This is a genomic window from uncultured Gimesia sp. (genome assembly GCF_963976445.1).
Classification (GTDB): Bacteria; Planctomycetota; Planctomycetia; order Planctomycetales; family Planctomycetaceae; genus Gimesia.
In genome coordinates this window covers 146,779-168,899 of sequence record NZ_CAXBKP010000013.1, presented here as the reverse complement: position 1 = coordinate 168,899, position 22,121 = coordinate 146,779, and the positions used below count along the sequence as shown (strand labels likewise).

Genomic DNA, 22,121 nt, shown 5'->3' with positions numbered 1-22,121 from the left:
CCCTGGCAAACAGACTATTCAGCGTGATCAATGGAATCTTCGATTTTCTTTTGAATCCACTCTGGAATTTCAATCGACTTCATGGGATTCCCGTGAGTGAAGTGACAGCAGACGGTTTTCATACGTCCTTTGGCAATTTTCGTTTGATCTCGCCAGAACTCGTATTCAATCGTGAGCGATTTTACCCCGAGACGTTCGACGGACAAACGGATTTCGAGCAGATCGCCATAAAAAGCAGGAGATTCAAACGAGCATTGTGCAGAGACACGCGGCCAACCCAGCACGGAACCATCCTGCTGTTTATCGACAATGGTCAGATCCAGCGAGCGAAAGTATTCATGCTCGGCCTGTTCCATGTACTTATAAAAGTTAGCGAAGTGGACGATGCCGGCCATGTCTGTTTCGTGAAATTCAACACGGCGCGTTGTTTTAAAAGTACAGGACATGTGGAACTCGATCGAAGTCAGTAAACAGCAGGCTGTGACGAAAAAAGGAATGACCGTCACAGCCTGTCTTGGTATTTATTTCATAACGTAGCAGAGCATCGAAAATTAATTTTCCGGGAAGAACCGAACCAGCGTTTCTTTGCTGGGTGGCCTCGTGACGAGCGAAACCAGGACCATAGCGGTCGCAGACGCGACGACCATTGTGGCAACCGGCATCATTCCCAGAAACGTATAATTCGGATTCAAAGCATACTTTGCTTCTTTAAACAGGTAGAGCCAAGATCCAATCGCCACGAGTACTCCCGCGTAGGTGCCGGCTTTGGTGAGTCTCTTCCAATAGACCGCCGCAAAGATAATGGGGAACAGGCTGGAAAATCCACTAAAGCACCAGACCCCCAACGTAAAGACCCGCCTCGGTTCTAACAGGCTGCAGCCATACGTGATGGCGACAACGAGAATGATAAACATGCGGGCCATCATGACAACCTGCTTATCTGTAAAACGATCTTTTCCGCAGTAATGGACCACGATATCTTCGGTAAACATTGTCCCGATACAAAGGAACTGACTATCCAGCGAAGACATAATCGCCGCCAGAATTCCGGCAGTTAAAAATCCGGCCAGCATAGGCGAGGTCATTTTTTTCACCATCGCCGCCAGGACGGCATTGGCCGGGAAGTGAGGCGGAAACATGGGAGCCCCGTTGAGCATTGCCGAAGTAGCCCATACGCCAACCAGCACACAGGGGACCCACACAATCATGATGAAGAGCGGGTGTGCTACGACAGGCAGCTTAAACGTGCCCGCGCTGCGTGCGGTGAGCCAGTGCTGGAACAGGTGAGGAAACATGCCAACGGAAAGCGGGACGAAGAAGTAAGTTAAAAAGACAAGCTTACTCATGGGATGCGGTGCATCGGGCGCCCAATTGCTGGCACGGTAGACGCCGACTGCTTTTTTGATCGACCATTTTTTCCCTTTTGAAGGATCATCCGGATCGAGGTCATGTTCAGGATGCCCCACTTTTCCACCGAAAATCAACATCGCCTTCTCTTTTTCGGCGTTGGCTTTTCGTGGATATTCGCGTACATCATGATGCGACATCAAACCCATTGTCCATTTTTCCGGGAACGGGTCTGGCATGACGCGGTCATCTTGAGTTAACAAAGCCTTATTGACTTGTTCCGAAGATAAATCATACAGTTTATTTTTTGAAGCATAGAGGGCTTCAGCCGTATTTTGCCAGTTGGGCATACGTGGCTTGAACTCTTTATATGCTTCCGTTTTCTGTTCGGGAGTCAGTTTCAGAGTTTTGAGAATCCGTACGGAGTAATTGTATTTTGCGATTAAAGTCCAGCGTTGATACTTTTCGGCGTATCGTTCACGGTCCAGGGGATCGACGGCTCGCATTAACTTGGACGGATTCTTTTCCAGAACCGCATGACTGGCAGCCTGGAGGCCTCCCAGCTTACTGGAAATGACGAAGAAGGTGACGACGCCGAGAATCATGAAGACAATCGTCTGGAACGTATTGGCCCAGGCTGTTCCTCGCATGCCTCCAAAAAAGACATAGATCAGAACCACCAGACTGATGACCAGAGATCCCAGCCAGGGAGGGACGCCGTAATCGTAGGCGGCGAAGGAGCTTTCGAATGCCCCTTCGGTGATGCTGCTGATGACGACGCCGGATGACATCACGCCGATCAAGAGGTAGGGAATCACCAGTCCGACAAGAACCGGAAACAGAAGAATCCCGATGCGGTCACTTTCGAGCCGATCACGGAAGAATTGAATCTGTGTGGTATAGCCGTATTTATATCCCCAGGACCAGAGTTTAATTCCGAGCAGGAAGAAGCAGAGCGAGTGGATGATACCGCTGGATGAAGCCAGCATTCCATATACGCCGACGCCTTCTTTGTAGGCTTCACCGCTGGAGCCGACTAAAGCAAACGCAGTCATCGTGGTTCCGAAGATTGACATTAACAACAGAAAGGGGCCAATCGAGTGACTGGCCAGCATATAGTCTTTACTGGTTCCCTTAAACAGGCGGCTGGAAAACAGGCCTAGACATAACAGCAAACCTAAATAGATTCCGATGATTACTAACTGGGTCATTATTCTGTTTCTCCTGTTTCCTGGGCAGGTGACTCTTGTGCGGGATGCTCTTGCACGATTTCTTCAAGGTGATGCGGCCAGGCAAACTTTGTAGCGAGAAACCAGACAAAGGCAGCCCCCATGGAAATTCCTGCCTGATAGAGCAGAGTAATGGGCATGAATCCGAAGATGAGTCTTTTGTCATCCCAGAGCCAGTTGTCCTGGTGAATAATGATAAGCACGACAACCAATCCATAAACGGCGTATCTCATATGTCATCTTTTCTATGTAGACAAAGTCATCACGGTGGGTTTGCTAATGCCAGAAGGCAGCAATCACTTTGGCGGGAAACAGGATTTTTGGAGATCCCGCTGGTTCGCACAGGCCTACTATTGTGACAAAAACCCAGTAGAGTCACAACGTAACGGTTCAATTTGTGGAAATAATCCTCCTGAATCCGCCGGAAGCGAAGCGAGGTGTGCTAACTTCCGTTTACAAACCTGCTGTTCAATGGATCAAGTACTTTTGGAAATTTCAAACGTCAATTCCAGACTTGCAAATGGTGGACGCTCAGCCCAAAATGGTGACTTGCGTATAATTGTCGATCTGTTTCGATTAAAGCTCTTGGAGAGGATGGAGAATTGATGTTTCGCCTTGCACTTATCGGGTTATTCTGTGCCAATTGTTTGCTGTCATCTGAAGCGTTCGCTCAGGCGAAAAAAGGTGATAAGAAATTTGCCATTCTGGACATCAAACAAGTTGACGAGGATTTCCAGTATCAAGGCGAATATTATGGCCAGATCGGCGCTGACTGCTCCTGGTGCGGAGAATGTGCGATCGGCCTGCAGGTGGTAGCCCGCGGCGACGGAAACTTTATCGCCTCTCTCTATAATGGGGGGCTTCCCGGAAATGGCTGGGATCGTTCACAGAGACAGGAATTATCGGGCAAACGGCAGGGGGATGTGCTGACACTGACAGACGACGACTTCCAAGTACAGGTACAACAGGGAGGAATCGTTGATGTGCGCGATTCACAAGGACATTTACTGGGTCAACTTTCTAAATACCAACGGAGCAGCATCACGCTGGGAGAGAAACCGCCGAGGGGAGCCACCGTGCTGTTTGATGGTTCGTCAGTCGAACATTTTAAAAATGGCAAAATTACGGACGAAGGCTTGCTGAATGTCGGTACCGAATTTAAGCACAAGTATCGCAGTTTTCGTCTGCATGTTGAGTTTCGTTTGCCTTATATGCCTTATGCAACCGGCCAGGCCCGCAGTAACAGCGGCGTCTACCTGCAGAGCCGTTATGAAGTGCAAGTCCTTGATTCCTTCGGACTGGAAGGGGTCGAAAATGAGTGTGGCGGGCTGTATAAGCAGAAACGAGCTGATGTGAATATGTGTTTTCCGCCTCTGTCATGGCAGACTTATGATATCGCATTTGTTGCTCCCAAATTTGATGCGGACGGCAAAAAGATCAAAAATGCATTCATCACCGTGCTACAGAATGGGGTCCCCATTCATCAGGATTATTCGATTGTTGCCAAAACGGGTGGTGGCAAGCAGGAAGGGCTTGAATTATTCCCCATCAAATTGCAGGACCATTCTAATCCGGTTCGTTTTCGCAATATCTGGATCGTGGATTTAAGCGATCAGCCCGATCCGACGTATTGCCATCCCTGTCAGCCTCTGCTCTGTGATCGATGTGGCAACTAGCCTGTATCCCGTTCATTGCAGTATATCCAAGGTCATTACATCGAGAATCACAGTCTGGTTGACGCTCTGGTTAATTCAACAGGGCGTGATTGAGTCCTACCAGAATTGATATCTCACTGGTAGCATCAACTTGGTCACATCTGCGGTCAAATCATTCCGAAGCTGGTTCTTCCCCTTCGCGTCTTGCCTTGCTTTTTAAAGCCGGTACAATAGGAGGGTGTGCCTTAAGGGATATCTTCCTTCAGGCATAGGATTTCCGGTTACTAATTTATTGACTCCAATTACTGTACTGATCCGGTTTGAAACCGGTTTGAAACCAGAACTCGAACGTGTGAGTTACGGAAAGTCTACAGATCTAATGGATTATTCACTGATTGCAATTCTGGCATTGGTCGTGACGCTGATGCTGTTTGTGGCAGAGATTTTTCTTCCCTCGGGAGGCCTGATCGCCGTTCTGGCGTTGACGTGTATGGCCAGTTCGGTCTGGGCCGCCTGGATGGCGTGGTGGGGAACGAGTCCTACTCTGTGGTGGACTTATATTGCCAGTGTCATCATTCTGATACCAACCACAGTGGGATTTGCCGTCAAGTTTTTTCCGAATACGAGCTGGGGCAAGAAAATAATCCATGAACTCCCCACCCTGGAAGAGGTCACCGGATTTCAGCAAGAGACGGCACATCTGCAGTCTTTGATCGGAAAAACGGGAAAAACGCAAACTCTTTTGAACCCCAGCGGCTTTGTGCTCGTTGATCATGAAAGGCTGCACTGCGAGAGTCAGGGGATGATTATCGAAACACAGACCGATGTGGAAGTGATCGCCGTGGAAGGCGCAAGACTGGTGGTGAAAGTGAAAAAGCAGCCCACAGCCGAGAAGAAATCACCAGAACCGGAAACCTCACAAACCGGTGAACCTGTTGCCGGTGATACGCTTGATTTTGAGATTCCGGAGACCTGATTTTCTGGTAGTCTCTAGATGGTTTCCAGGAATTCCCTTACAATGGGTTCCTGTATGATGGATGGATTACAAGACAGTTTCAGCGGATAGTTTACAACACTTGAAACGACATTTTTCTCAGGATAGGAAATCGGAATGAATGCCTTGAATCTTTTGGCTGTCGAAAATAGCACAACAATCGCCTGGATTGTGGGGATTGTTATTTTTCTCGGCATGCTGGTCTTTTTTGCGGTTTTCGCGAGATATGCCGGGTTATGGATTCAGTGTAAGATGACAAAAGCCGGGATTTCCTTCCCGAATCTGGTCATCATGAGCATCAAAAAAGTGAACCCAACGATTATCGTTCGTTGTAAGATCATGGCGATTCAATCGGGAGTCACGCGTCACTATGATATTTCCACTCGCGATCTCGAAGCACATTATCTGGCTGGCGGAAATGTGCCGAATGTGATTCGCGCGTTGATTGCTGCTCAGCGGGCAAAGATCGAGCTCGACTGGCAGGCCGCTCAGGCAATTGACTTGGCAGGGCGGGATATTCTAGACGCGGTGCGAACCAGCGTTTATCCCAAGGTGATTGATTGTCCCGATCCCCGTAAAACCAACTCGACCTTGGATGCCGTCGCCGGTGATGGAATTCAGCTTAATGTGCGTGCACGCGTTACCGTGCGAACAAACCTGAAACAGTTGGTTGGTGGTGCGACGGAAGAAACCGTGATTGCACGTGTGGGGCAGGGGATTGTGCAGGCCATTGGTTCGACAGACACCTATGAAAAAGTACTTGAAAATCCTGACAAAATCACACAGATCGTGTTGAATGAAGGTCTGGAGAAACAGACGGCTTACACGATTGTTTCGATTGATATTGCCGATATTGATGTTGGAGAAAACATTGGTGCCCGCTTGCAGGCCGATCATGCCGAAGCAGAAATGCGGGTTGCTCAGGCGAAAGCAGAACAACGCCGCGCCGATCAAACGGCCCGCGAACAGGAAATGGTCGCGTTGACTCAGGAAAACCGGGCCAAGGTTGTGCTGGCAGAGGCCCAGGTTCCTAAAGCGATAGCCGAGGCATTTCGCTCTAAAAAAATTGGTTTGATGGATTATTACGAATTGAAAAATATTCAGGCTGATACCAAGATGCGGGATTCTATTTCGACTCCTGAACGAGAAATTGCTACGTCAACATAAGCACTACTCAAGGCCGTCTTGCTGAGGGAAGTAAGACCTTGCTTGAGAAAAGGAATCAAGGACCGGGGTTAGTTTATGGACATTCCACTATTTGCCGCTGACTGGGTAGAGGGGATCATTGGGGTCATCTTCCTGCTGATCGCCGCAGTAAGCGCCATCAGCAATATCGCCAAGGAAAAGAATAAAGGGCAACCCGGGAAAGTCAAAGAAAAGGCGGCGCTTCAGAAAGAGTTGGAAAAATTCCTGCAGGATGCGATGAACCCACAGCAGAAGAAAAAAGAGAAACCAGCCGAAGTCGATATTTTTGAAGACGTTGAAGTCGAACCCCAGACTTCTGCTCCGCCGCCACCACAACGGCACAGACGTCAGCAATCTCAACCACCACAACGATCCCGCTCTCAAAGGAAGCAGCAGCAAGCTGAAATATCTGCTGCAGTCGGCTCCCAAGAAGCATCAGAATCCAAGTCCCATGTAACACATCGCGAGCGGGCTCTGGTTCATGCACAAGAACAGAAGAAACGGATGGGAGGCGGGGTACGAGATCGTATTGAAAGGAAACAACAATCTCATATGGGAACCCGGCTTACCAGCCATCTCGAAAGTAAAGTCGGCTCTCATTTTGCAGAGACATTCGGTTCCCGTAGAGTGCAATCCCGGAAGAGTACATCTAAGACGGGAGGCAGTAAAGTAATCAGGGCGATGCTCAGAAATCCTCAGTCATTCCGTCAGGCAATCATTTTGAATGAAATCCTTTCTCCTCCCAAATCACGCCGTCATTCCTGAGGGCGATCTGTTACAGCACATCACTTTGATCGTGTTTGACCGGTTGAATTACGAGAAGAGTGAATGAGTAAAGCAGATTCTCCACCCATTAATGTATTGCTGTTTGCCGGCCCTTTCGAGTTGCGGGGCACGTCTGCTTATACACTGCGGTTGGCACAATACGCTCCCGTGTATGACATTCAAACACGCGTCGTCTGTCCGGATGCGTCAAAAGTTGATCCCTGTATGCGGTCGAAGCTGGAGATTTCAGAGTATCGGAATCTGGGTATGCCGATACTCGGACAACTTATTTTGCAATTAGTAAAACAGGAGTCGAAAAAGAATCCGCCTGATTTGATTCATATTCAGTCTCGGCATGTTCTACCGCAGGGACAGTGGCTCGCCAGAAAGCTCCAACGTCCATTTCTGTTAACCGTCAATGACTATCTACAGAGTGATGAAAAATTGCGAATTGACATGCGCTGGTGTAAAGGAATCATCACAGTCAGCGAGTCGGTCAAAAAAGATCTCCTCGCACGCACGGGGCTGCCGGAAGACTTTGTGTTAGTCATCCCCAGCGGTGTCGATGTTCCCGATCACTCGCATCTCTCCCCGGTTTTATCTCAAGACCATCAACCTGTTGTCGGAACTGCCGGGCCTTTAGAAGCAATCAAAGGCCTGCCTTATTTTTTGGGAGCCGCCAGCCGTGTGCTGGAAGTAAACCCGAAAATTCAATTCCTGATTTCTGGTGCGGGGCCTGAAGAAAGCAACCTGCGTCACTTAGTGCGCGATCTGGAAATCTCCGAAAATGTAACGTTCGTTCCCAACTTGTATGACTTCTCGATTTCGCTCAAAGCGATGGATGTCTTCTGTCTGGCATCACTGCGGCAGGGACTGGGGACGATCATGTTGGAAGCAATGGCATTGGCAAAACCCGTGATTGCTACGGGAGTGGGCGGAATTTATTCTGTCATTCGTGATGGGGAAACCGGTCTCGTGGTGCCCCCTTCTAACAGTGAAGCTCTGGCAGACAGTATACTCAAGTTATTAAAAGATCCGTTGAAAGCGCGGGCGATGGGAGAGTCGGCACGAGAACTGGTCAGGCAGGAATTCCGTGTCGAAACGATGATCGAACGAACCGTAGAAGAATATAAACGAGCGTTGCAGGTTGTATCATAACTCTGCGACAGCGTGTGAAACAGAATTCTTGAGAGCGAGTACCGGTGGTTGTTCGATCTCAATATTGGATTAACAAATGCAAGCGGAAATCATTGCTCTTGGTAGTGAATTGACCAATGGTGAAAAACTGGATACGAACAGTCAGTGGCTCAGCACAGAGTTAGCTGCTACTGGGATCTCGACACACTTCCATACGACCATCGCCGATCACATCGATGAAATCGTGGATCAGCTCCGCCTGTCATCTCAACGGTCTGATCTGGTTTTGATCACAGGAGGACTGGGGCCGACTCTGGACGATCTGACAAGACAAGCGATGGCAGAATTAATCGGGACAGACCTGGTACTGGATCAGGAATCATTGCACACCATTGAAAGTATGTTTCAGAAACGCTCTCGAGAGATGCCTGAGCGAAACCGGATTCAAGCGATGGTTCCCCAAGGAGCCGAAGCGATTCAGAACCTGCACGGAACGGCCCCGGGCATCTGGATGCAGGTGCCACGTACTGATTCAAAACCGGACTGCTGTATCGCCGCTATGCCTGGTGTTCCTTCGGAAATGAAGCCGATGTTTTTTCAATCGATTCTTCCCCGGCTCTCCCATGAATCGAACATCATCCGTTTTGCCCGCATCAATTGTTTTGGTGTGGGGGAATCGAAAACGGAGGAACTGCTCGGCGACATTACCAGCCGCGGACGTGATCCAGAAGTCGGCATTACCGCTCATGAGGCTACGATCACATTGCGAATCAAAGCGATGGGGGAGTCTGTCGAAGCGTGTGAGCAGAAAATATCAGAGACGTATGAACTGATCCATGAACGGATCGGTGAATTTATCTTTGGCTATGAGGATGAAGAGCTGGAGCACATTGTGGTGGCGTTACTCGGCCAGCAGGAACAGACTCTGGCGACCTGTGAATGTGGTACCGGCGGCCTGTTATCGTATCGCTTTAATGACGTTGCCAGTTCTGCTAATTTTTATGCTGGCGGCACAGTTTCCACGATCCAGAGCGTGCTCAATCAGAAGGCTCAGCAAACAGGAAATAATCAAATCACTTTAGATGCTTCCGATGCGATTTCCCTGGCAAAAGCAACGCGTGAAAAGTATGCCAGCGATTTTGCGTTGTCGATCATTCTCGACGTGAATCAATCCTGGCAGGAAAGCGAGAACGCGCCGCAGGCTTTTGTCGCTTTGGCAGCCGAGGGAGTCGAACTGGTTGAAGAAATCGGGTTAACGGTGAATCGGGCGATCGCCAAAAGTCGAGTCACAAAAGCAGCCCTCAATTTGTTAAGACGGACGCTGATTTCATCGGCAGATGAAAAGTAGGTTTCAGAGCCGCATCAAGCAGCACGCAGCTTTCTGGCTTGTTGAGACCAGCTGATCCAGTCTGAGATTTCCTGGAAGTCAGGCTCTTTTCCATTGCGGATAATCTGTTGCCCCTGGCTTGTTTTGACAAACGACTTCACTTTTTCGAAAAGTTTTTGTGGCGCAGTACGGGCAATGGCTTCCGGCTCGTTTAAACCACAGGCAACCAGGATCTGTGCGTCATGGCCGCGCAGGCCGGGGATGCAGCAGACCAGCTTCGTTTGTTTTTTCCACAATCGAATCGTCTGCTCTTTTATGTGCCGCACTTTTAACTTCTTTGCGATAAATTCGGGATTGCACTCCAGCAGATCATTCACGGTGAAAACACCTGTTTTTTCCAGCCGATGTGCTGTTTTGGGACCGATTGAAGGGGCTTCTTCCACAGGCATGGAGCGGCTCAAATAGAACGGGGGAATCGTCGGGTTTGAACTGTTTAACTCCGCGTGAGAATTGTCACGCCGATATCCCCGATTACCGCGGGAATGTTCCGCCTGCTGCGTCGTCGTATCTTGTGCGGATGCGACTTGATCAGCAGGATAAGTCCGTGCCTGTCGAGCCCAGTGACTCCATTGCTTTACCCGCTTCAGTGTAATCTGCAGATCGGGCTGGTTTCTTGATGAATGCTGACAGGATTCGACAAAAGACCAGAGTTCTTTGACTGGCATTGTAGCGACTTCGTCTATTTCAGTAATACCACATGATACCAGCTGAGCGGCTTCCGCTGGTGAGATACCACGAATGCACGAAGCCAGTCGTGCCTGACTCTGCCATTCAAAAATCAGACCGGCTGTCAGATGTTCCTGTTGCAGTTCCCCGGCGATCTGATCTGCACTGCGAGCAAGAAAATTATGGATGGTATGAATGCCAATCTGGTGCAGTTCCTGGATCTGAGACTCATTCAGAAGTTGCAAGTTTTGAATGGGAGACGACCAGTCGAGACGATATTCCGGTGTTTCGGATTGTGGTTTTGGAAGATTCTCCGGAATCGGCTCGGCAGGTGTTTCAGCATTCGAGAGATTACGCGCGGTATCAGTCTGTCGTGAATATGACTGTGAAGAACTAGAACGCTGTGAAGAACTAGAACGCTGTGAAGAACTAGAACGCTGCACACGAGTTTCGGGAAGCCAGACAGGCGAACTGCCATGCTCTTCGAACAGACGCGTCAGGTGCAGATGGCAGGTGAAGAACAGGATTTGCTGGCCTTTGGCTGCGACTGCGTTTAACGTTTCGATGGCGGCCTTGGTGCGTTCCTGATCGAAATTCACGAGCACATCATCCAGGATAATGGGGAGTTCAACACCTTGATTCCGAAAACGTTCGACCATAGCCAGCCGAATCGCCATAAAGAGTTGCTCACGTGTGCCGCTGCTCAATTCGCTCACCGTCAGCGTGTGTCCGTGATCGTCATCAATTTTGGGAAACTGTTCTCCCAGCGGAGTCCAGATATTTCTGTATTTCCCATTGGTTAATTGACAGAGATACTCAGAAGCAATCGCCAGTGTTTCCGGTTGCGAGGTGCGTTCATATTCTGAGCGTAACTGGTTGAGTCCCACAGCAGAGAGCTCAGCCGTAAACCAGTTTTCGCCGGCCTGTCTGATTTGTTCGAGAACCTGTTCCCTTTGGAAACGTAACTGAGCTGAACTACGATCGGTTTTGGCATTTTGATAGTCCTGTTTTAACCGCCCCATATTTTCCGCGGTCGTCACCAGGTCCTGTTCGATGTCTTCCAGTTCCAGATTCAGCATATCCAGATGCTCGGTATTTTCGTCTGGATTGAAGTTCAGTAGATCTTCTTCGACAATCGCCATTTCCTGTTCGGAGCGGCTGACTTTTTCCAACTCGGTCTGTGCGTTCGCCAATAGCTTTTCAAGTTGGATGCGTTCCTGCAGAGAGGTGGCGCGTTGCAGGAATTCTTCCCGGTTTGCTGCGCCGCCCTGAATCAATAATCCCGAGCGATTGTGTTTGAGTTCCTGGATTTTTAATTGCAGCGAATCTGCTTCCTGATGTAATCGGTTCTCTTCTTTTCGCAGGCGCGTCCGTTCTTTCTGGTGACCTGAGAGTGTGTCGAGTTCGCGTTCCCATTCTGAAATCACATCAAAGGGTTTGTCAAAATCATGCTGGTCGCGATTCATGCGCAGACCCAGATCTCTGACGCGACTGTAAAACATGCTGATGATATCGCCGAGGGGTTTGATCCGTCGCTGTTCATGATTGAGCTGATCCGCGTACAGATTGGCATTGGAAACCTGATGCCACATCTGGAATGCGTCATTAACTTTCAATGTTTCTGTTAATCCCAGTTGTTTGAGACATTCACACCATTCATGCCGTTTGTCGCTAAACTGCCGTTGAATTTCCTGAGAACGATTTCGCAGTTTGACCAATAGTTGACGGGTTTTCTGCGACCGCTCCTGGGCCACTTTCAACTGTTCCAGTTCTGCGATTTTCAAAGCGAGTTCGTGCAGGAGTTCGGTTCGCAAAATATTTTCGTCATTGAATTTCAGCGAGGGAACTTTTTCCTGATGTTTGTGGCTGGTCAGCGAGTGTCCTTCTTTAATCAGCTTGAGCGAGAAGTATTCGTCTTCCAGAATGCGATCAATTTCTTGCCGCGTTTCGCGCAGATGTACGTCGAGCGCCCAGATTTCATCCTGCAGTGTTTCCGTTTGATCATCAAGATCCACTTCAAAATGTTTTTTAAGTGCCCAGGTCGTGCCCCCTAAAAATGTGCCTGAAAGACAGAAGATCAAACCGATCAGAGCTGCATCAGAGACGCCGCGCCAAAAACCGGCAACAATTAACAGCATGCCCGCTAATGCAAAACCAAATAATGTTTTCTTGGCCCAACTTGGAATACGTGCATGGCTTTGCAGCCCCACCAGCTGTTCTTTAACTGCTTCCTGACGAATTAAGAGTTCGGACTCCCGGAACCGCAGTTGGCTCAGGCGTTCCAGATGTTTCATTCGTTCTCGGGCGCGTTGCAATTCTTCGTCAATGGAATGCCCGTCGATCAGTCGGCTCGATTTCTCTTGAAGTTGCGCTAATGTCTGCTGGTATCTACGGGACACTTTTTTGTACCGTTGATGCGCATGCTTTCGTTTTCCTGCGGACAGTCGATAGGCCCGTTCTGCGTTAATCAATCGTTGATTGTTATCGGGCGTTGTTTTAATGTGTGCGATATCGCTGAGCGTCTGATTCTGTTTCAGATGTTTTTTCAGCGTCTGTTCCAGATCAAGCACTTGCGATTCGCCTGCCTGATGCTGTTGTTCCAGATCAACAATCCAGGTTTTCTGATCGGCCAGACTTTGGATATTCGGTGCAAAGTTGAGCAGCTCGTTATCCAGTTCATATTGCTCGACCTCATTGCGAATTCGTTTGATTTCGGCTTTCACCTCGATCAGTTTTGCTTCGGCCTGTTTGAGCTCTCGATCATAATTGTCAAGCTGAGCGACACCCCCATCGGGGAAATTATGCACAACGGGGAGCTGTTTTAATTGCTGATGTAAGTCTTGTACTTCCTGCCAGGGCCTCCAGACTCGATCCAGAAAACGATGTCCCCTGATTTGGTATTGCAGACCAGTCTTGCGCTTTTTGAGACTGTCGGATTCCGACCGCAAATTCTGCAACTCGCTCGACAAGTTGAAAAAACGTTGTGCCCGTTGTTCCAGATCGGCAAGTTTTGAATTCAGCTCATCCAGCCGTTGGTACAGATCTACCAGCTTTCCATTTTTGAAGTCACGGCTCAAAAGTGATTGTCTTGATTGATTCAAACGGCTGGAAGCATCGAGAATCGCCTGACCTTCCGGGCCCAGGGAGAGGCCGTAAATATGTTCGGCAACCTGGTCGCCGTGCAGTGTTCCCAGTTCTTGCAACTCATTCAAGCCGATCGCGAATACGTTTTCATAAACGCTCTCCTTCACCCCGGCATGCAGCGACGTGAGCAGATCCTGGCTTAAACTACTACTTGAGTCACCTTGAAATGAAAATTGCCCTCTGCCTTTGGCACTGGTCTGACGGCGTATTTCGTAGCGTTGTCCTTGATGTTTGATATCCAGTAGAGCAGACCAGGGAGCCTCATTCGAAACACGAGAATGTTCGCGAATTTCTTCAGTCTGGAACCCATACAGGATACCGCGGATCATGCGCATCAATGTCGATTTGCCGGTTTCATTGGGGCCGTAAAATACATTGATCCCTGCGTTCAGAGACGCAAGATTCAAATCGTGCCAGTTTCCAAATTGGTCGACATGGATTCTGGTAATTTTCATGAGTGTACTTCCTCATCCGACGTAATGTTGAGCCAGGTCTGTCCGTTTCGGATGGCTGAATTGAAGATGGTTTGCTCATCGATTTGTTCTGTGAGCGAACCAAGACGTTCATGCCAGGTCTGATCAAGCTGAGTCGTGTGTGTGATTAATTGTTTGAGCGATGAATCTGTTTCCTGTTTGAATGCTTCAATTTGTTGCTGAAAACGATGCACCAAATCAGATGTGGTTCTGCTGGAATGCGCGTCTCTGTATTGAAGATAAAAAGCTTGCTCAAGCATTACAGACAGACGATCTTTGATTTCGATTGCCAGTTCGCGACTCCATTCACCCTGATGCTTGAAGCTTCTGAGTGAATCAAATAATTCCCCTGAGCCTTTCATGTGCCAACGAACCATCCATAATGTTTCATGGCCCGCCGACTTCTGTGAAAGCAAAGCTTCTTTCATCAATTGCTTGAGTTGTTTTGAGGTTGTTTCCGGCTCCAGATCAAGCTCGATCGCCAACCAGCGAACAGCGGCGACTTTGAGCAGGCGCAGGTCCAGCTTGGCCTCTGGTTCGACAGTAACCAGTGTGACTCCGGTCTGCTTGTGTTCGTCATAATTGAGCCCCTGAGAAGTTCCCGGGTGGTGAGCCAGCCCGGGATGCATTTCAAACGTATGCCGCTGGGTGCCTTTACAGAGTGCAATATAGTCGACAGCCACTTCATTGATTTCATCCGCTTGCCAGTTAGCAGGGAGAAAGTCACCCGAGAGAGTCAGGGGGATTGATTGATTTGACTCTCCGTAATGATCAGCAGACTGTACTGATGAGTTCGCCGCGATCAGGCCAATAGAGAGTGCACGCTGGTCATCTTGATTAAACAACTGATTGCGTTGATTTAGTTTCAAAGGCTGTTGTTTTTTGAGATGCGCCGCCCCGAGTATCTGCAGCGTCGCGATGGTTTCTTCGTTGCGCAGAATATCAAGTGTGTCATGATCTTGCGGAGAGAGAAATGTGACGTTGCCAGGCCAGTTGGATTGTAAATCCCAGGCACTCAACGGATCGTGTTGGCCGGGAATGACAAAGACCTGAATGTTTTCCGATGCGAGTTGCTGGAACCCGTCCAGTAGCGCAATTCGGGCACGAATGCTATGGTCTTCATTGATAAAAGTGTTGCCACTCAGCAGCAGGAAGTCAATTTCATGTTCCAGACACGCTTTAACGATCTCCTGGAACGTAATCAAAGTACAATCTTCGAGACTGATCTGTGATTCTTTTGAAACTGCGCCAACCCCCTGAGGTTGATGGTCGAGGCGCAGATTACTGGCGTGAATAAACCTGATTGGTACGAATGGCATGGCAGACTCCTTTCCGCCGCACAACCTGCCTGTTTCTTGTTCTACAAAGCGACACGGGATGCAGGTGGCAGTTATGCTTTTACGAAATTAATTGCGAGTGGGAGTGTACTTCACTATGCAATTTATGAGAAGTCGATTCTACAGAAAAAGCCGTGGACGCCACCAGGAACACAGCCCGGCCCCCCGTCTCTAAAGAGGGTGACGCGAAAGGAGCGACGTGTCTGAATATTTCAGGCTAGTGCTTTATCAAGCTAGAAATTGAGGGTTGGGGGTGTTGTTTACGTGCTCCGTTGTCGCACTCTCGTGATATCTATCAACCCAAAGTTTAAAAATGACGCTCCGCTAGTTACCTAACCAGGAAGGCACATCTGGATCGTGATACGTGTCTACCAGGGCATGTGCAACGGTCGTGACTAACTCCTGTCGTTTGAGCGGCTTAGACAGAACCTGATACGCTTTGGCGGCACTGGCATCCTGCCGTAATTCCTCGGTTGCATCGGCGGTAATCAGGATGCAGGGCAGAATCTCGTTGGTCTGCTTGATGATGCGTACCGCTTCGATTCCTGTCAAAACGTCCATGTGCATATCGAGCAACACAATATCGACATGGATCTGCTCGACGAGTTCGATCGCTTCTTCTCCCGATTCTGCTTCGAACAGCATGAAGTAAGGAGCTAAAAGCTCCTTGAGAACATCACGGAACCCGGAGTCATCATCAGCAATCAGTAATTGATAAGGAGCTTGCGATCTGGCATTGACCATGATACATCTCACCAAATAATCCGGAAGTCAGCCGCATCAGCGGAGATTTATGTGAATCCTGTCCCCAAAACTCTTCTGATGCAAAACACGTTGGAACGAATTAATAGCAAATCAGATACCATTATCAAATAGAAACAATTGCGTATCTGTAAGTTGTTACTAATAAAACGCTTAAGGGAACACGGCCGTCGGGGGCCCTACGTGAAATGGCTGTATTCCTTAACAAAAAATGCGAATGCGCTGTCAAATAGGCAGTGCTTGGGGGTTATGCAGAACGTTTTCTGAATGGCGATTCGGAATCAGGCCTGCGCTCGGGGACCAACTCGATTTCCATCTGATTGGTCAATTGTTTCTGAGCAAGCGTTTCCTGTTGTTGTGAAAACTTCAACGGCATTTGTGAGAAGAAATTGATCAAGGCAGCATCAAATTGATCTGGCTGAGTAAATCGACCCGCATTATGAATGGCTTTCGGTAGCAGGCAGACTTTGGTTTCTGAATGCCGAATTTTTTGAACAATCAGCTCTGTCATCCGCGGGATCACACTCCGGTCGTTTTCTCCCACGAGAAACAACAGTTCTCGGCTTTTCAGGAATTTGAGATATGATTTCAGATTGATGTAACGACAGCCCTGAAGACGTTGTGAATACCAGATCATAATCCGAAATGCCCGGATGACCTCACTGGTGGGGACTAATTGAATAAACAAACGCGGCAGGAACCGTTCTCCCCAGCGAATGGCATGATCCAGGAAGAGTTCCTCATTCAGGAAGGCACCTTCACAGGCAACGAACTGAATTTCAGGAGATTGTGCTGTGACCGCCAATGCTGCTCCCGCACCGCGGCTCATGCCCAACAAACCGAGTGACAGCTGATTTAATTCCGGCTGCTTTCTGATATACCGAATGGCTGCTTCGACATCACTGATCTCATGGTTGGATAGCCAGTGAATCGAGTGATAACGGGGGTCTCTCTCGCTTTCGCCGTGATTACGAAAGTCAAATGAGAAAACGGCAAACCCGGCATTGAGTAAACCCCGGCATTGAAACAGCGAGATCTTTCCCGTTGATTTAAATGGATGACAAAACAGAATCAGCTTGTGGGGATCACAGCTTTTCGGGGTAGCGATGAAACCGCGCAACGTCAGTCCGTTTGAAGTCGGGAATGAAACGGCCTTAATCTCGATCGTTTCATCGTTTTCAGGAAGGGTCGTGAGCGTGCCCGCGAGATTAAAACGATCCGGCATGGGAGCAAACAGCACCGGATAGGCAGCGCGCATGATGCAGTATTGAATGACCAGCTCTATAGCCAGCGCGATCAGAATGCACCAAAACAACCAACTCACTGCCGTCTCCATGGAGGTGATATGGCCTGCCAAATCCTTCGACAAGCTCTGTTAGCCTACAGGTGATGTATACTCTTAATGACTCGAATTGATCAAGGCCTTATTTCTCCTTGAGGAGCTTGACCAGCGAGCATTTTATGACAGTGTCATCTGTTTCCGAGTGAGCGTCGTTGTGGTTTTCATTTCGACCTGGAAATTGAAAACGGCTTTAGTCTTTGAACTCCGATAAAATCAGTGAAATATTCTGACCACCAAAACCAAAACTGTTAGACAGCGCGGTTGTTACCTTTGTTTGGCGTGCTTCATTGGGAATATAATCCAGGTCACAGTCCGGATCGGGAGTTTCATAGTTCATGGTGGGAGGCACCACGTTATCACGAATGGCCATCAGACAGGTAATGGCTTCCACGCTTCCCGCTGCGGCAATTAAATGCCCCATCATACTTTTGATACTGGAAACTGGGACTTTATAAGCATGTTCGCCTAACGCACCTTTGATGGCTCTGGTCTCGACTTTATCGTTAACCGCCGTACTTGTTCCGTGTGCATTGATGTAATGGATGTCTTCCGGATTCACGTTCGCATGGCTCATCGCCATTTTAATGCACTTGATGGCGCCACGTCCTTCGGGATGAATGTCGGTTACACGATAGGCGTCTGCACTGGAACCGTAGCCGACGAGTTCTCCATAAATGCGGGCACCCCGTTTTTGAGCCCGTTCCAGATCTTCCAGAACCATCATGCCGGCTCCTTCACCAAGCACGAAACCATCACGGTTTCGGTCGAAAGGACGGGATGCTCCCGCGGGGTTTTCGTTGTTTGTTGAAAGTGCTGTCAGCAGACTGAAGCCGGTGACACCAAAGGGGTGAATCATGCTGTGAGCACCACCGGAGAGCATGATATCAACATCGCCACGGCGAATCAGTTCTGATGCTTCGCCAATCGCCTGACTGGAAGCAGCACAGGCTGTGAGGCAGTTCAGGTTCGGCCCTTGTGCATTAAACAGGCTGGCCAGATGGCCGGCTGGCATATTGGGTTCCTGCTCAAGTTCGAAGCGTGGATTGAGTTGTTCCAGTCCGACTTTGGTAAACTTTTCCAGATCGACATGACCATCACTTTGTGCCTGTGCGATGATCTTCATAAATGTGTAAAAGTCTTGTTGTCCTTCACCGGCTCCCAGGTAAACACCGAATGTCGCAGGATCAAAATCGTCATCCAGAATACCAGAATCTTTGACGGCCTGCGTGGCGGCACCAATGGCGTAGCGAATATTGCGGCCGGAATGCTCAAAACGGTCCAGGTTGTCGACATAGTCTTCAAAGTGGAAGTCCTGGACTTCGGCCGCAAAGCGGGTAGGGAAATTCGAGGCATCAAAATGAGTGATGTTGGAAACACCGCATTTTGATTCCTGGAGCGCTTTCCAGGTATCTTCCACGGTTTTTCCCAAGGGAGTAATAGCGCCAATTCCTGTGATCACAACGCGGCGGTTCATAGCTTCGAATTCTTGTTTATAAAATTGGAATTTTGTAACAGCAGGCGAATCACTGTGTCATCAGACCCAGCCAGTTGAGATTTGCTGCCAGATTATCAATCCGGTTCTTGATATCGTTGAATTATGATTGTAGTCCATTTGGAATCAAGGCCTCCATAGCAAGCTTCCCAAAATCGAGGGCTTACGCCTGTTCTTCACCCGTTCCCGCTTTTCCGACATCTAGAATTCCCAGTAGATTCATCGAAAACACGAAATTTTTCTGGTCGATGGCGCCAAATTCGGAATCACCCTGATCCAGGTGAACAAAAATGATGCTGCCTTCTGCCACCAGACGATCACCGACCATGGCGGTAACGTCGACAGCCCCTCCTTCTTCACCGGCGTTTGTAATTTTCGCGGTGTAGATCAGCTGGTCCCCCGGACAGGCCCAACTGTGAAAGGTCATCTGTGGTACCTTTGCCAGAATCACGATGTGTTCAAAATCGTTGATTTCGCCTAGCAGAATGCCTCCGGTTTGCGCCAGGCCTTCGATCATTAAAGAGCCGGGCATCACCGGGAAGCCGGGAAAATGATCATGCAAATGTTCTTCCGCGAGTGTGACGTTTTTCACACTTTTGGCGTGAGAACCGCTTTCGAATTCAATAAAGCGATCTATCCAGAACCATCGCATTTTGATGAACCTTTAAGTTGGTAGCTTGGGGGCACAGGTAAGGCTGGCAGATCAGTTAACTGATCTGCCGTTTGTATCAATGCAATTCGAATAAAAGGTGCACAGCTCACAAACGTGAGCTGTGCCTGCATCTGATATAGCCATCTTGATTTACAACAGTTCCTGATTAAGCAAGACGTGCATTCAGGAAGTTCACCAGCATATCGACGGTAAACAGGTCCTGCATTTTTTCGACTTTAGGATCGTCTACAAATGAATCAACGTCTGCGTGAGGCATCTTAATTCGGAGTTCTGCAATGCCGGATTCTGTGAATACACCATCTTTAACAAAACCGGAATCCGAGGATGCGATATTTTCGGGGAACAGTTCACCACGGGGAATTTTAATATCGAAGGCTTTTTCCAGACGGAATGCGATATCAAGAAAGTCAATAGACTCAGCTCCGAGGTCACCCATCAGGGTGGCTTCTGGCACTACTTCGTCGTCATCCAGTCCGAGAGCGTCCACCAGTGTTTCACGAACGGAATCGAAGATTTCATCTCTAGTTGGCATCTGTAATTACTCCTTGGTTCGACCTGATGGTCGATTGGTCTCGCCGACCCAGCCTGATTAAAAAAACTATTCGGCGAGAAGAATAGTTTTGACAATTCTCGTTACCAATATGTTGAATTGACCCAATTCGAAAATATACTGATAACACAAAATAGTTGCCCCGAAAGCAGCGACGAGCCGTCTCGGAATGGCGTCAGTTAAATTCCACCCAACGTTAATCCGCCGTCAACAGCCAGCGTCTGGCCGGTAACGTAGGATGACTCACCACAAGCGAAAAACAGTACCGCGTTGGAAATGTCTTCTGGAAGACCCAGACGACGGGTGGGAATATGTTTTTTGATTTGATCGCCGGCCGCATTTCGCACATCGACGGTCATGTCGGTTTCAATAAAACCGGGAGCAACTGCATTGACAGTAATTCCCCGTTTTGCGAGTTCCGTTGCCAGGCAACGGGTAAAACCAATGATTCCCGCTTTACTGGCAGCGTAATTGGATTGTCCCGAGTTACCAAAGTGAGCGGCAACACTCGACATGTTGATAATGCGTCCGTAGCGCTTTGACATCATAGGGCGTGTGACTGCCTGGCAGAAATTAAATACACTAGTCAGGTTTGTATCAATGACCGCTTGCCAGTCTTCTGATGACATGGTTGCCAGAAGTCCGTCCCGAATGATGCCGGCATTATTGACCAGAATGTCGATTTTTTCCCATTTTTCAATGACCTGTTCCACAACCGCGTCTGCCTCTGCTTTATTGGCGACGTCTGCTTGAATGGCCATCGCTTCACAGCCTTGGTCAGCGAGCTCTTTCACAATTTGTTCTGCAGCTTCCACACTGGAACGGTACACAAAGGCAACCTTTGCCCCTTCACGGGCCAAGGCTTCTACGACGGCTTTTCCAATACCGCGACTGCCTCCGGTTACCAACGCAATTTTTCCTTCCAGTTTCATTCTTTTTCCAATCTAACTAAATCTAGTTATTTAAATTTCTCAAAATTACTTTGACTGAAACAGACCATTCAGGCAAACGCGGTTTCAGGATGTGGTTTGCCGGTTGGGGTTCCAAAGCTGGCCAAATTGCGTCCGGAGATCTTTGACTCGATCTGCATCGTTCTCTGCCATCGAAGGGGTTTTGTCCCGCAAGTTAAATTGCTCCAAAACAATGCGACCACTGACGGCGGTTTCCCCTTCCACTTCGCTGGTCGCTTTCAATGTACACAGATTCCCATCCCATTTTTGTATGCTCAGGGAGACTTTCAGCTGCTTTCCCGGGGTCACAAAACTGTTAAAGCGGATGGCTTTTGTTTGTTTCAGCAGGATGGTGCTATATTCAAAATCGTTTGTGTAACGCATCAACCAGGCACCAGCCTGCACGATTGACTCGACCATTAAAACCCCCGGCATCACAGCGAAGCCAGGAAAATGGTCCTGCAGGTATTCTTCTGCCAGAGAAAGGTTTTTGAGAGCCGTGATCGACTTTCCTTTCTCTAGAGTTAGTATTTGATCGACGAGCGAAAATCGCATGTCAGTATTATCTCGCTACAGGTCAGGGAAGGGTTGTGTCAGGAAAACCGGGGCAGAAGCTCGTCTGCTGTCAGGACTCACAAGTTTTAGAGTGATTGTCAAACCGGTTTAAATAGAGAAACCCCTAATCGATGATCGAACCGACAATACTTCATTCGATTCTTATGAGTCATTGGAAACGTGGCAGTATAATTTCCTGATACCTGTTTCTCAAGCTAGTTGCCGACCTGACAATCCCGAAATCACACGAATTTTTCACGTTTTATATATTTGTGTGGTAAGCCACTGTTATAAAAGGGGTTGTATCACCCTTCCTGATTCAGGTTTCTTTATGTCAGGGCACCGACCCTCGACTGTTGGAACTGGACGAAATATCGGTACATTCGAAGATTTCTGCTGCATGTTTCAAAATAAGGACGTCCTGTTTTTGACCATAACTCATTTGTAACCTAGGTTTAAACAGGTAAATTTAGCAGTC

General features: G+C 48.6%; 18 protein-coding genes. 6 read left to right on the top strand and 12 right to left on the bottom strand.

Translation table 11 applies throughout. The features are described 5' to 3' along the window. Window positions 1-14 precede the first annotated feature (14 nt). The 3 genes from AAC022_RS15870 to AAC022_RS15860 form a co-directional block, all read right to left on the bottom strand. Window positions 15-446, bottom strand: coding sequence for a thioesterase family protein (locus tag AAC022_RS15870; RefSeq protein ID WP_339732494.1), 432 nt, complete (start codon window positions 444-446; stop codon window positions 15-17). Between the two features lie 105 nt (window positions 447-551). Then, window positions 552-2,558: a sodium:solute symporter family protein gene (locus AAC022_RS15865; RefSeq protein WP_339732491.1), complete on the bottom strand. Its 2,007-nt coding sequence runs from the start codon at window positions 2,556-2,558 to the stop codon at window positions 552-554. Further along, window positions 2,558-2,809 (bottom strand): DUF3311 domain-containing protein, encoded by a 252-nt coding sequence (locus AAC022_RS15860; RefSeq protein ID WP_339732489.1) that lies wholly within the window; start codon window positions 2,807-2,809, stop codon window positions 2,558-2,560. The genes AAC022_RS15865 and AAC022_RS15860 overlap by 1 nt, the downstream gene beginning before the upstream one ends. Window positions 2,810-3,181: 372 nt before the next feature. Here AAC022_RS15860 and AAC022_RS15855 point away from each other — a divergent pair, with 372 nt between their 5' ends. The 6 genes from AAC022_RS15855 (at window position 3,182) to AAC022_RS15830 (ending at window position 9,660) form a co-directional block, all read left to right on the top strand. After that, window positions 3,182-4,252 carry a DUF1080 domain-containing protein gene (locus AAC022_RS15855; RefSeq protein ID WP_339732488.1) on the top strand — a complete coding sequence of 357 codons (1,071 nt, stop codon included), beginning with the start codon at window positions 3,182-3,184 and terminating at the stop codon, window positions 4,250-4,252. Window positions 4,253-4,523: 271 nt separating this feature from the next. Continuing rightward, complete coding sequence (locus tag AAC022_RS15850; RefSeq protein WP_339732486.1) at window positions 4,524-5,207, top strand: NfeD family protein; 684 nt, start codon at window positions 4,524-4,526, stop codon at window positions 5,205-5,207. Window positions 5,208-5,342: 135 nt separating this feature from the next. Then, the gene (gene floA, locus AAC022_RS15845; protein ID WP_339732484.1) at window positions 5,343-6,392 is read left to right on the top strand and encodes a flotillin-like protein FloA; all 1,050 of its coding nucleotides are present in this window, start codon (window positions 5,343-5,345) and stop codon (window positions 6,390-6,392) included. A 75-nt stretch (window positions 6,393-6,467) separates the two neighbouring features. Continuing rightward, window positions 6,468-7,175, top strand: a complete 708-nt coding sequence (locus AAC022_RS15840) for a hypothetical protein (RefSeq protein WP_339732481.1) — start codon at window positions 6,468-6,470, stop codon at window positions 7,173-7,175. 63 nt (window positions 7,176-7,238) lie between these two features. Beyond that, window positions 7,239-8,333: a glycosyltransferase family 4 protein gene (locus AAC022_RS15835; RefSeq protein WP_339732479.1), complete on the top strand. Its 1,095-nt coding sequence runs from the start codon at window positions 7,239-7,241 to the stop codon at window positions 8,331-8,333. A gap of 76 nt (window positions 8,334-8,409) precedes the next feature. Beyond that, the gene (locus tag AAC022_RS15830; RefSeq protein ID WP_339732477.1) at window positions 8,410-9,660 is read left to right on the top strand and encodes a CinA family nicotinamide mononucleotide deamidase-related protein; all 1,251 of its coding nucleotides are present in this window, start codon (window positions 8,410-8,412) and stop codon (window positions 9,658-9,660) included. A gap of 14 nt (window positions 9,661-9,674) precedes the next feature. On the opposite strand, the gene AAC022_RS15825 is transcribed toward AAC022_RS15830, so the two are convergent. From AAC022_RS15825 to AAC022_RS15785, 9 genes are all read right to left on the bottom strand, one after another. Next, the gene (locus AAC022_RS15825; RefSeq protein WP_339732474.1) at window positions 9,675-13,964 is read right to left on the bottom strand and encodes a DUF4332 domain-containing protein; all 4,290 of its coding nucleotides are present in this window, start codon (window positions 13,962-13,964) and stop codon (window positions 9,675-9,677) included. Then, on the bottom strand, window positions 13,961-15,301 hold the full coding sequence (locus AAC022_RS15820) for a hypothetical protein (protein ID WP_339732471.1): 1,341 nt from the start codon (window positions 15,299-15,301) through the stop codon (window positions 13,961-13,963). Before AAC022_RS15820 ends, AAC022_RS15825 begins: the two co-directional genes overlap by 4 nt. A gap of 342 nt (window positions 15,302-15,643) precedes the next feature. Continuing rightward, a complete protein-coding gene (locus AAC022_RS15815) occupies window positions 15,644-16,063 on the bottom strand; it encodes a response regulator (RefSeq protein WP_339732470.1) in 420 nt (139 codons plus the stop codon). A 265-nt stretch (window positions 16,064-16,328) separates the two neighbouring features. Further along, window positions 16,329-17,405, bottom strand: coding sequence for an alpha/beta fold hydrolase (locus AAC022_RS15810; protein WP_339732468.1), 1,077 nt, complete (start codon window positions 17,403-17,405; stop codon window positions 16,329-16,331). A gap of 208 nt (window positions 17,406-17,613) precedes the next feature. Next, complete coding sequence (gene fabF / locus AAC022_RS15805) at window positions 17,614-18,897, bottom strand: beta-ketoacyl-ACP synthase II (protein WP_339732466.1); 1,284 nt, start codon at window positions 18,895-18,897, stop codon at window positions 17,614-17,616. A 181-nt stretch (window positions 18,898-19,078) separates the two neighbouring features. Continuing rightward, the gene (locus tag AAC022_RS15800; RefSeq protein ID WP_339732464.1) at window positions 19,079-19,567 is read right to left on the bottom strand and encodes a 3-hydroxyacyl-ACP dehydratase FabZ family protein; all 489 of its coding nucleotides are present in this window, start codon (window positions 19,565-19,567) and stop codon (window positions 19,079-19,081) included. A 166-nt stretch (window positions 19,568-19,733) separates the two neighbouring features. Next, the gene (locus AAC022_RS15795) at window positions 19,734-20,120 is read right to left on the bottom strand and encodes an acyl carrier protein (RefSeq protein WP_339732463.1); all 387 of its coding nucleotides are present in this window, start codon (window positions 20,118-20,120) and stop codon (window positions 19,734-19,736) included. 197 nt (window positions 20,121-20,317) lie between these two features. Next, the gene (gene fabG / locus AAC022_RS15790) at window positions 20,318-21,070 is read right to left on the bottom strand and encodes a 3-oxoacyl-[acyl-carrier-protein] reductase (protein WP_339732461.1); all 753 of its coding nucleotides are present in this window, start codon (window positions 21,068-21,070) and stop codon (window positions 20,318-20,320) included. An 84-nt stretch (window positions 21,071-21,154) separates the two neighbouring features. Continuing rightward, complete coding sequence (locus tag AAC022_RS15785; protein ID WP_339732460.1) at window positions 21,155-21,643, bottom strand: 3-hydroxyacyl-ACP dehydratase FabZ family protein; 489 nt, start codon at window positions 21,641-21,643, stop codon at window positions 21,155-21,157. Window positions 21,644-22,121: the final 478 nt, after the last annotated feature.

Excerpts from the sequence above, each read along its gene's own strand:
- AAC022_RS15870 (WP_339732494.1), bottom strand. The coding sequence starts at position 446 with ATGTCCTGTACTTTTAAAACAACGCGCCGTGTTGAATTTCACGAAACA.
- AAC022_RS15865 (WP_339732491.1), bottom strand. The coding sequence starts at position 2,558 with ATGACCCAGTTAGTAATCATCGGAATCTATTTAGGTTTGCTGTTATGT.
- AAC022_RS15860 (WP_339732489.1), bottom strand. The coding sequence starts at position 2,809 with ATGAGATACGCCGTTTATGGATTGGTTGTCGTGCTTATCATTATTCAC.
- AAC022_RS15855 (WP_339732488.1), top strand. The coding sequence starts at position 3,182 with ATGTTTCGCCTTGCACTTATCGGGTTATTCTGTGCCAATTGTTTGCTG.
- floA (WP_339732484.1), top strand. The coding sequence starts at position 5,343 with ATGAATGCCTTGAATCTTTTGGCTGTCGAAAATAGCACAACAATCGCC.
- AAC022_RS15840 (WP_339732481.1), top strand. The coding sequence starts at position 6,468 with ATGGACATTCCACTATTTGCCGCTGACTGGGTAGAGGGGATCATTGGG.
- AAC022_RS15835 (WP_339732479.1), top strand. The coding sequence starts at position 7,239 with ATGAGTAAAGCAGATTCTCCACCCATTAATGTATTGCTGTTTGCCGGC.
- AAC022_RS15830 (WP_339732477.1), top strand. The coding sequence starts at position 8,410 with ATGCAAGCGGAAATCATTGCTCTTGGTAGTGAATTGACCAATGGTGAA.
- AAC022_RS15825 (WP_339732474.1), bottom strand. The coding sequence starts at position 13,964 with ATGAAAATTACCAGAATCCATGTCGACCAATTTGGAAACTGGCACGAT.
- AAC022_RS15820 (WP_339732471.1), bottom strand. The coding sequence starts at position 15,301 with ATGCCATTCGTACCAATCAGGTTTATTCACGCCAGTAATCTGCGCCTC.
- AAC022_RS15815 (WP_339732470.1), bottom strand. The coding sequence starts at position 16,063 with ATGGTCAATGCCAGATCGCAAGCTCCTTATCAATTACTGATTGCTGAT.
- fabF (WP_339732466.1), bottom strand. The coding sequence starts at position 18,897 with ATGAACCGCCGCGTTGTGATCACAGGAATTGGCGCTATTACTCCCTTG.
- AAC022_RS15800 (WP_339732464.1), bottom strand. The coding sequence starts at position 19,567 with ATGCGATGGTTCTGGATAGATCGCTTTATTGAATTCGAAAGCGGTTCT.
- AAC022_RS15795 (WP_339732463.1), bottom strand. The coding sequence starts at position 20,120 with ATGCCAACTAGAGATGAAATCTTCGATTCCGTTCGTGAAACACTGGTG.
- fabG (WP_339732461.1), bottom strand. The coding sequence starts at position 21,070 with ATGAAACTGGAAGGAAAAATTGCGTTGGTAACCGGAGGCAGTCGCGGT.
- AAC022_RS15785 (WP_339732460.1), bottom strand. The coding sequence starts at position 21,643 with ATGCGATTTTCGCTCGTCGATCAAATACTAACTCTAGAGAAAGGAAAG.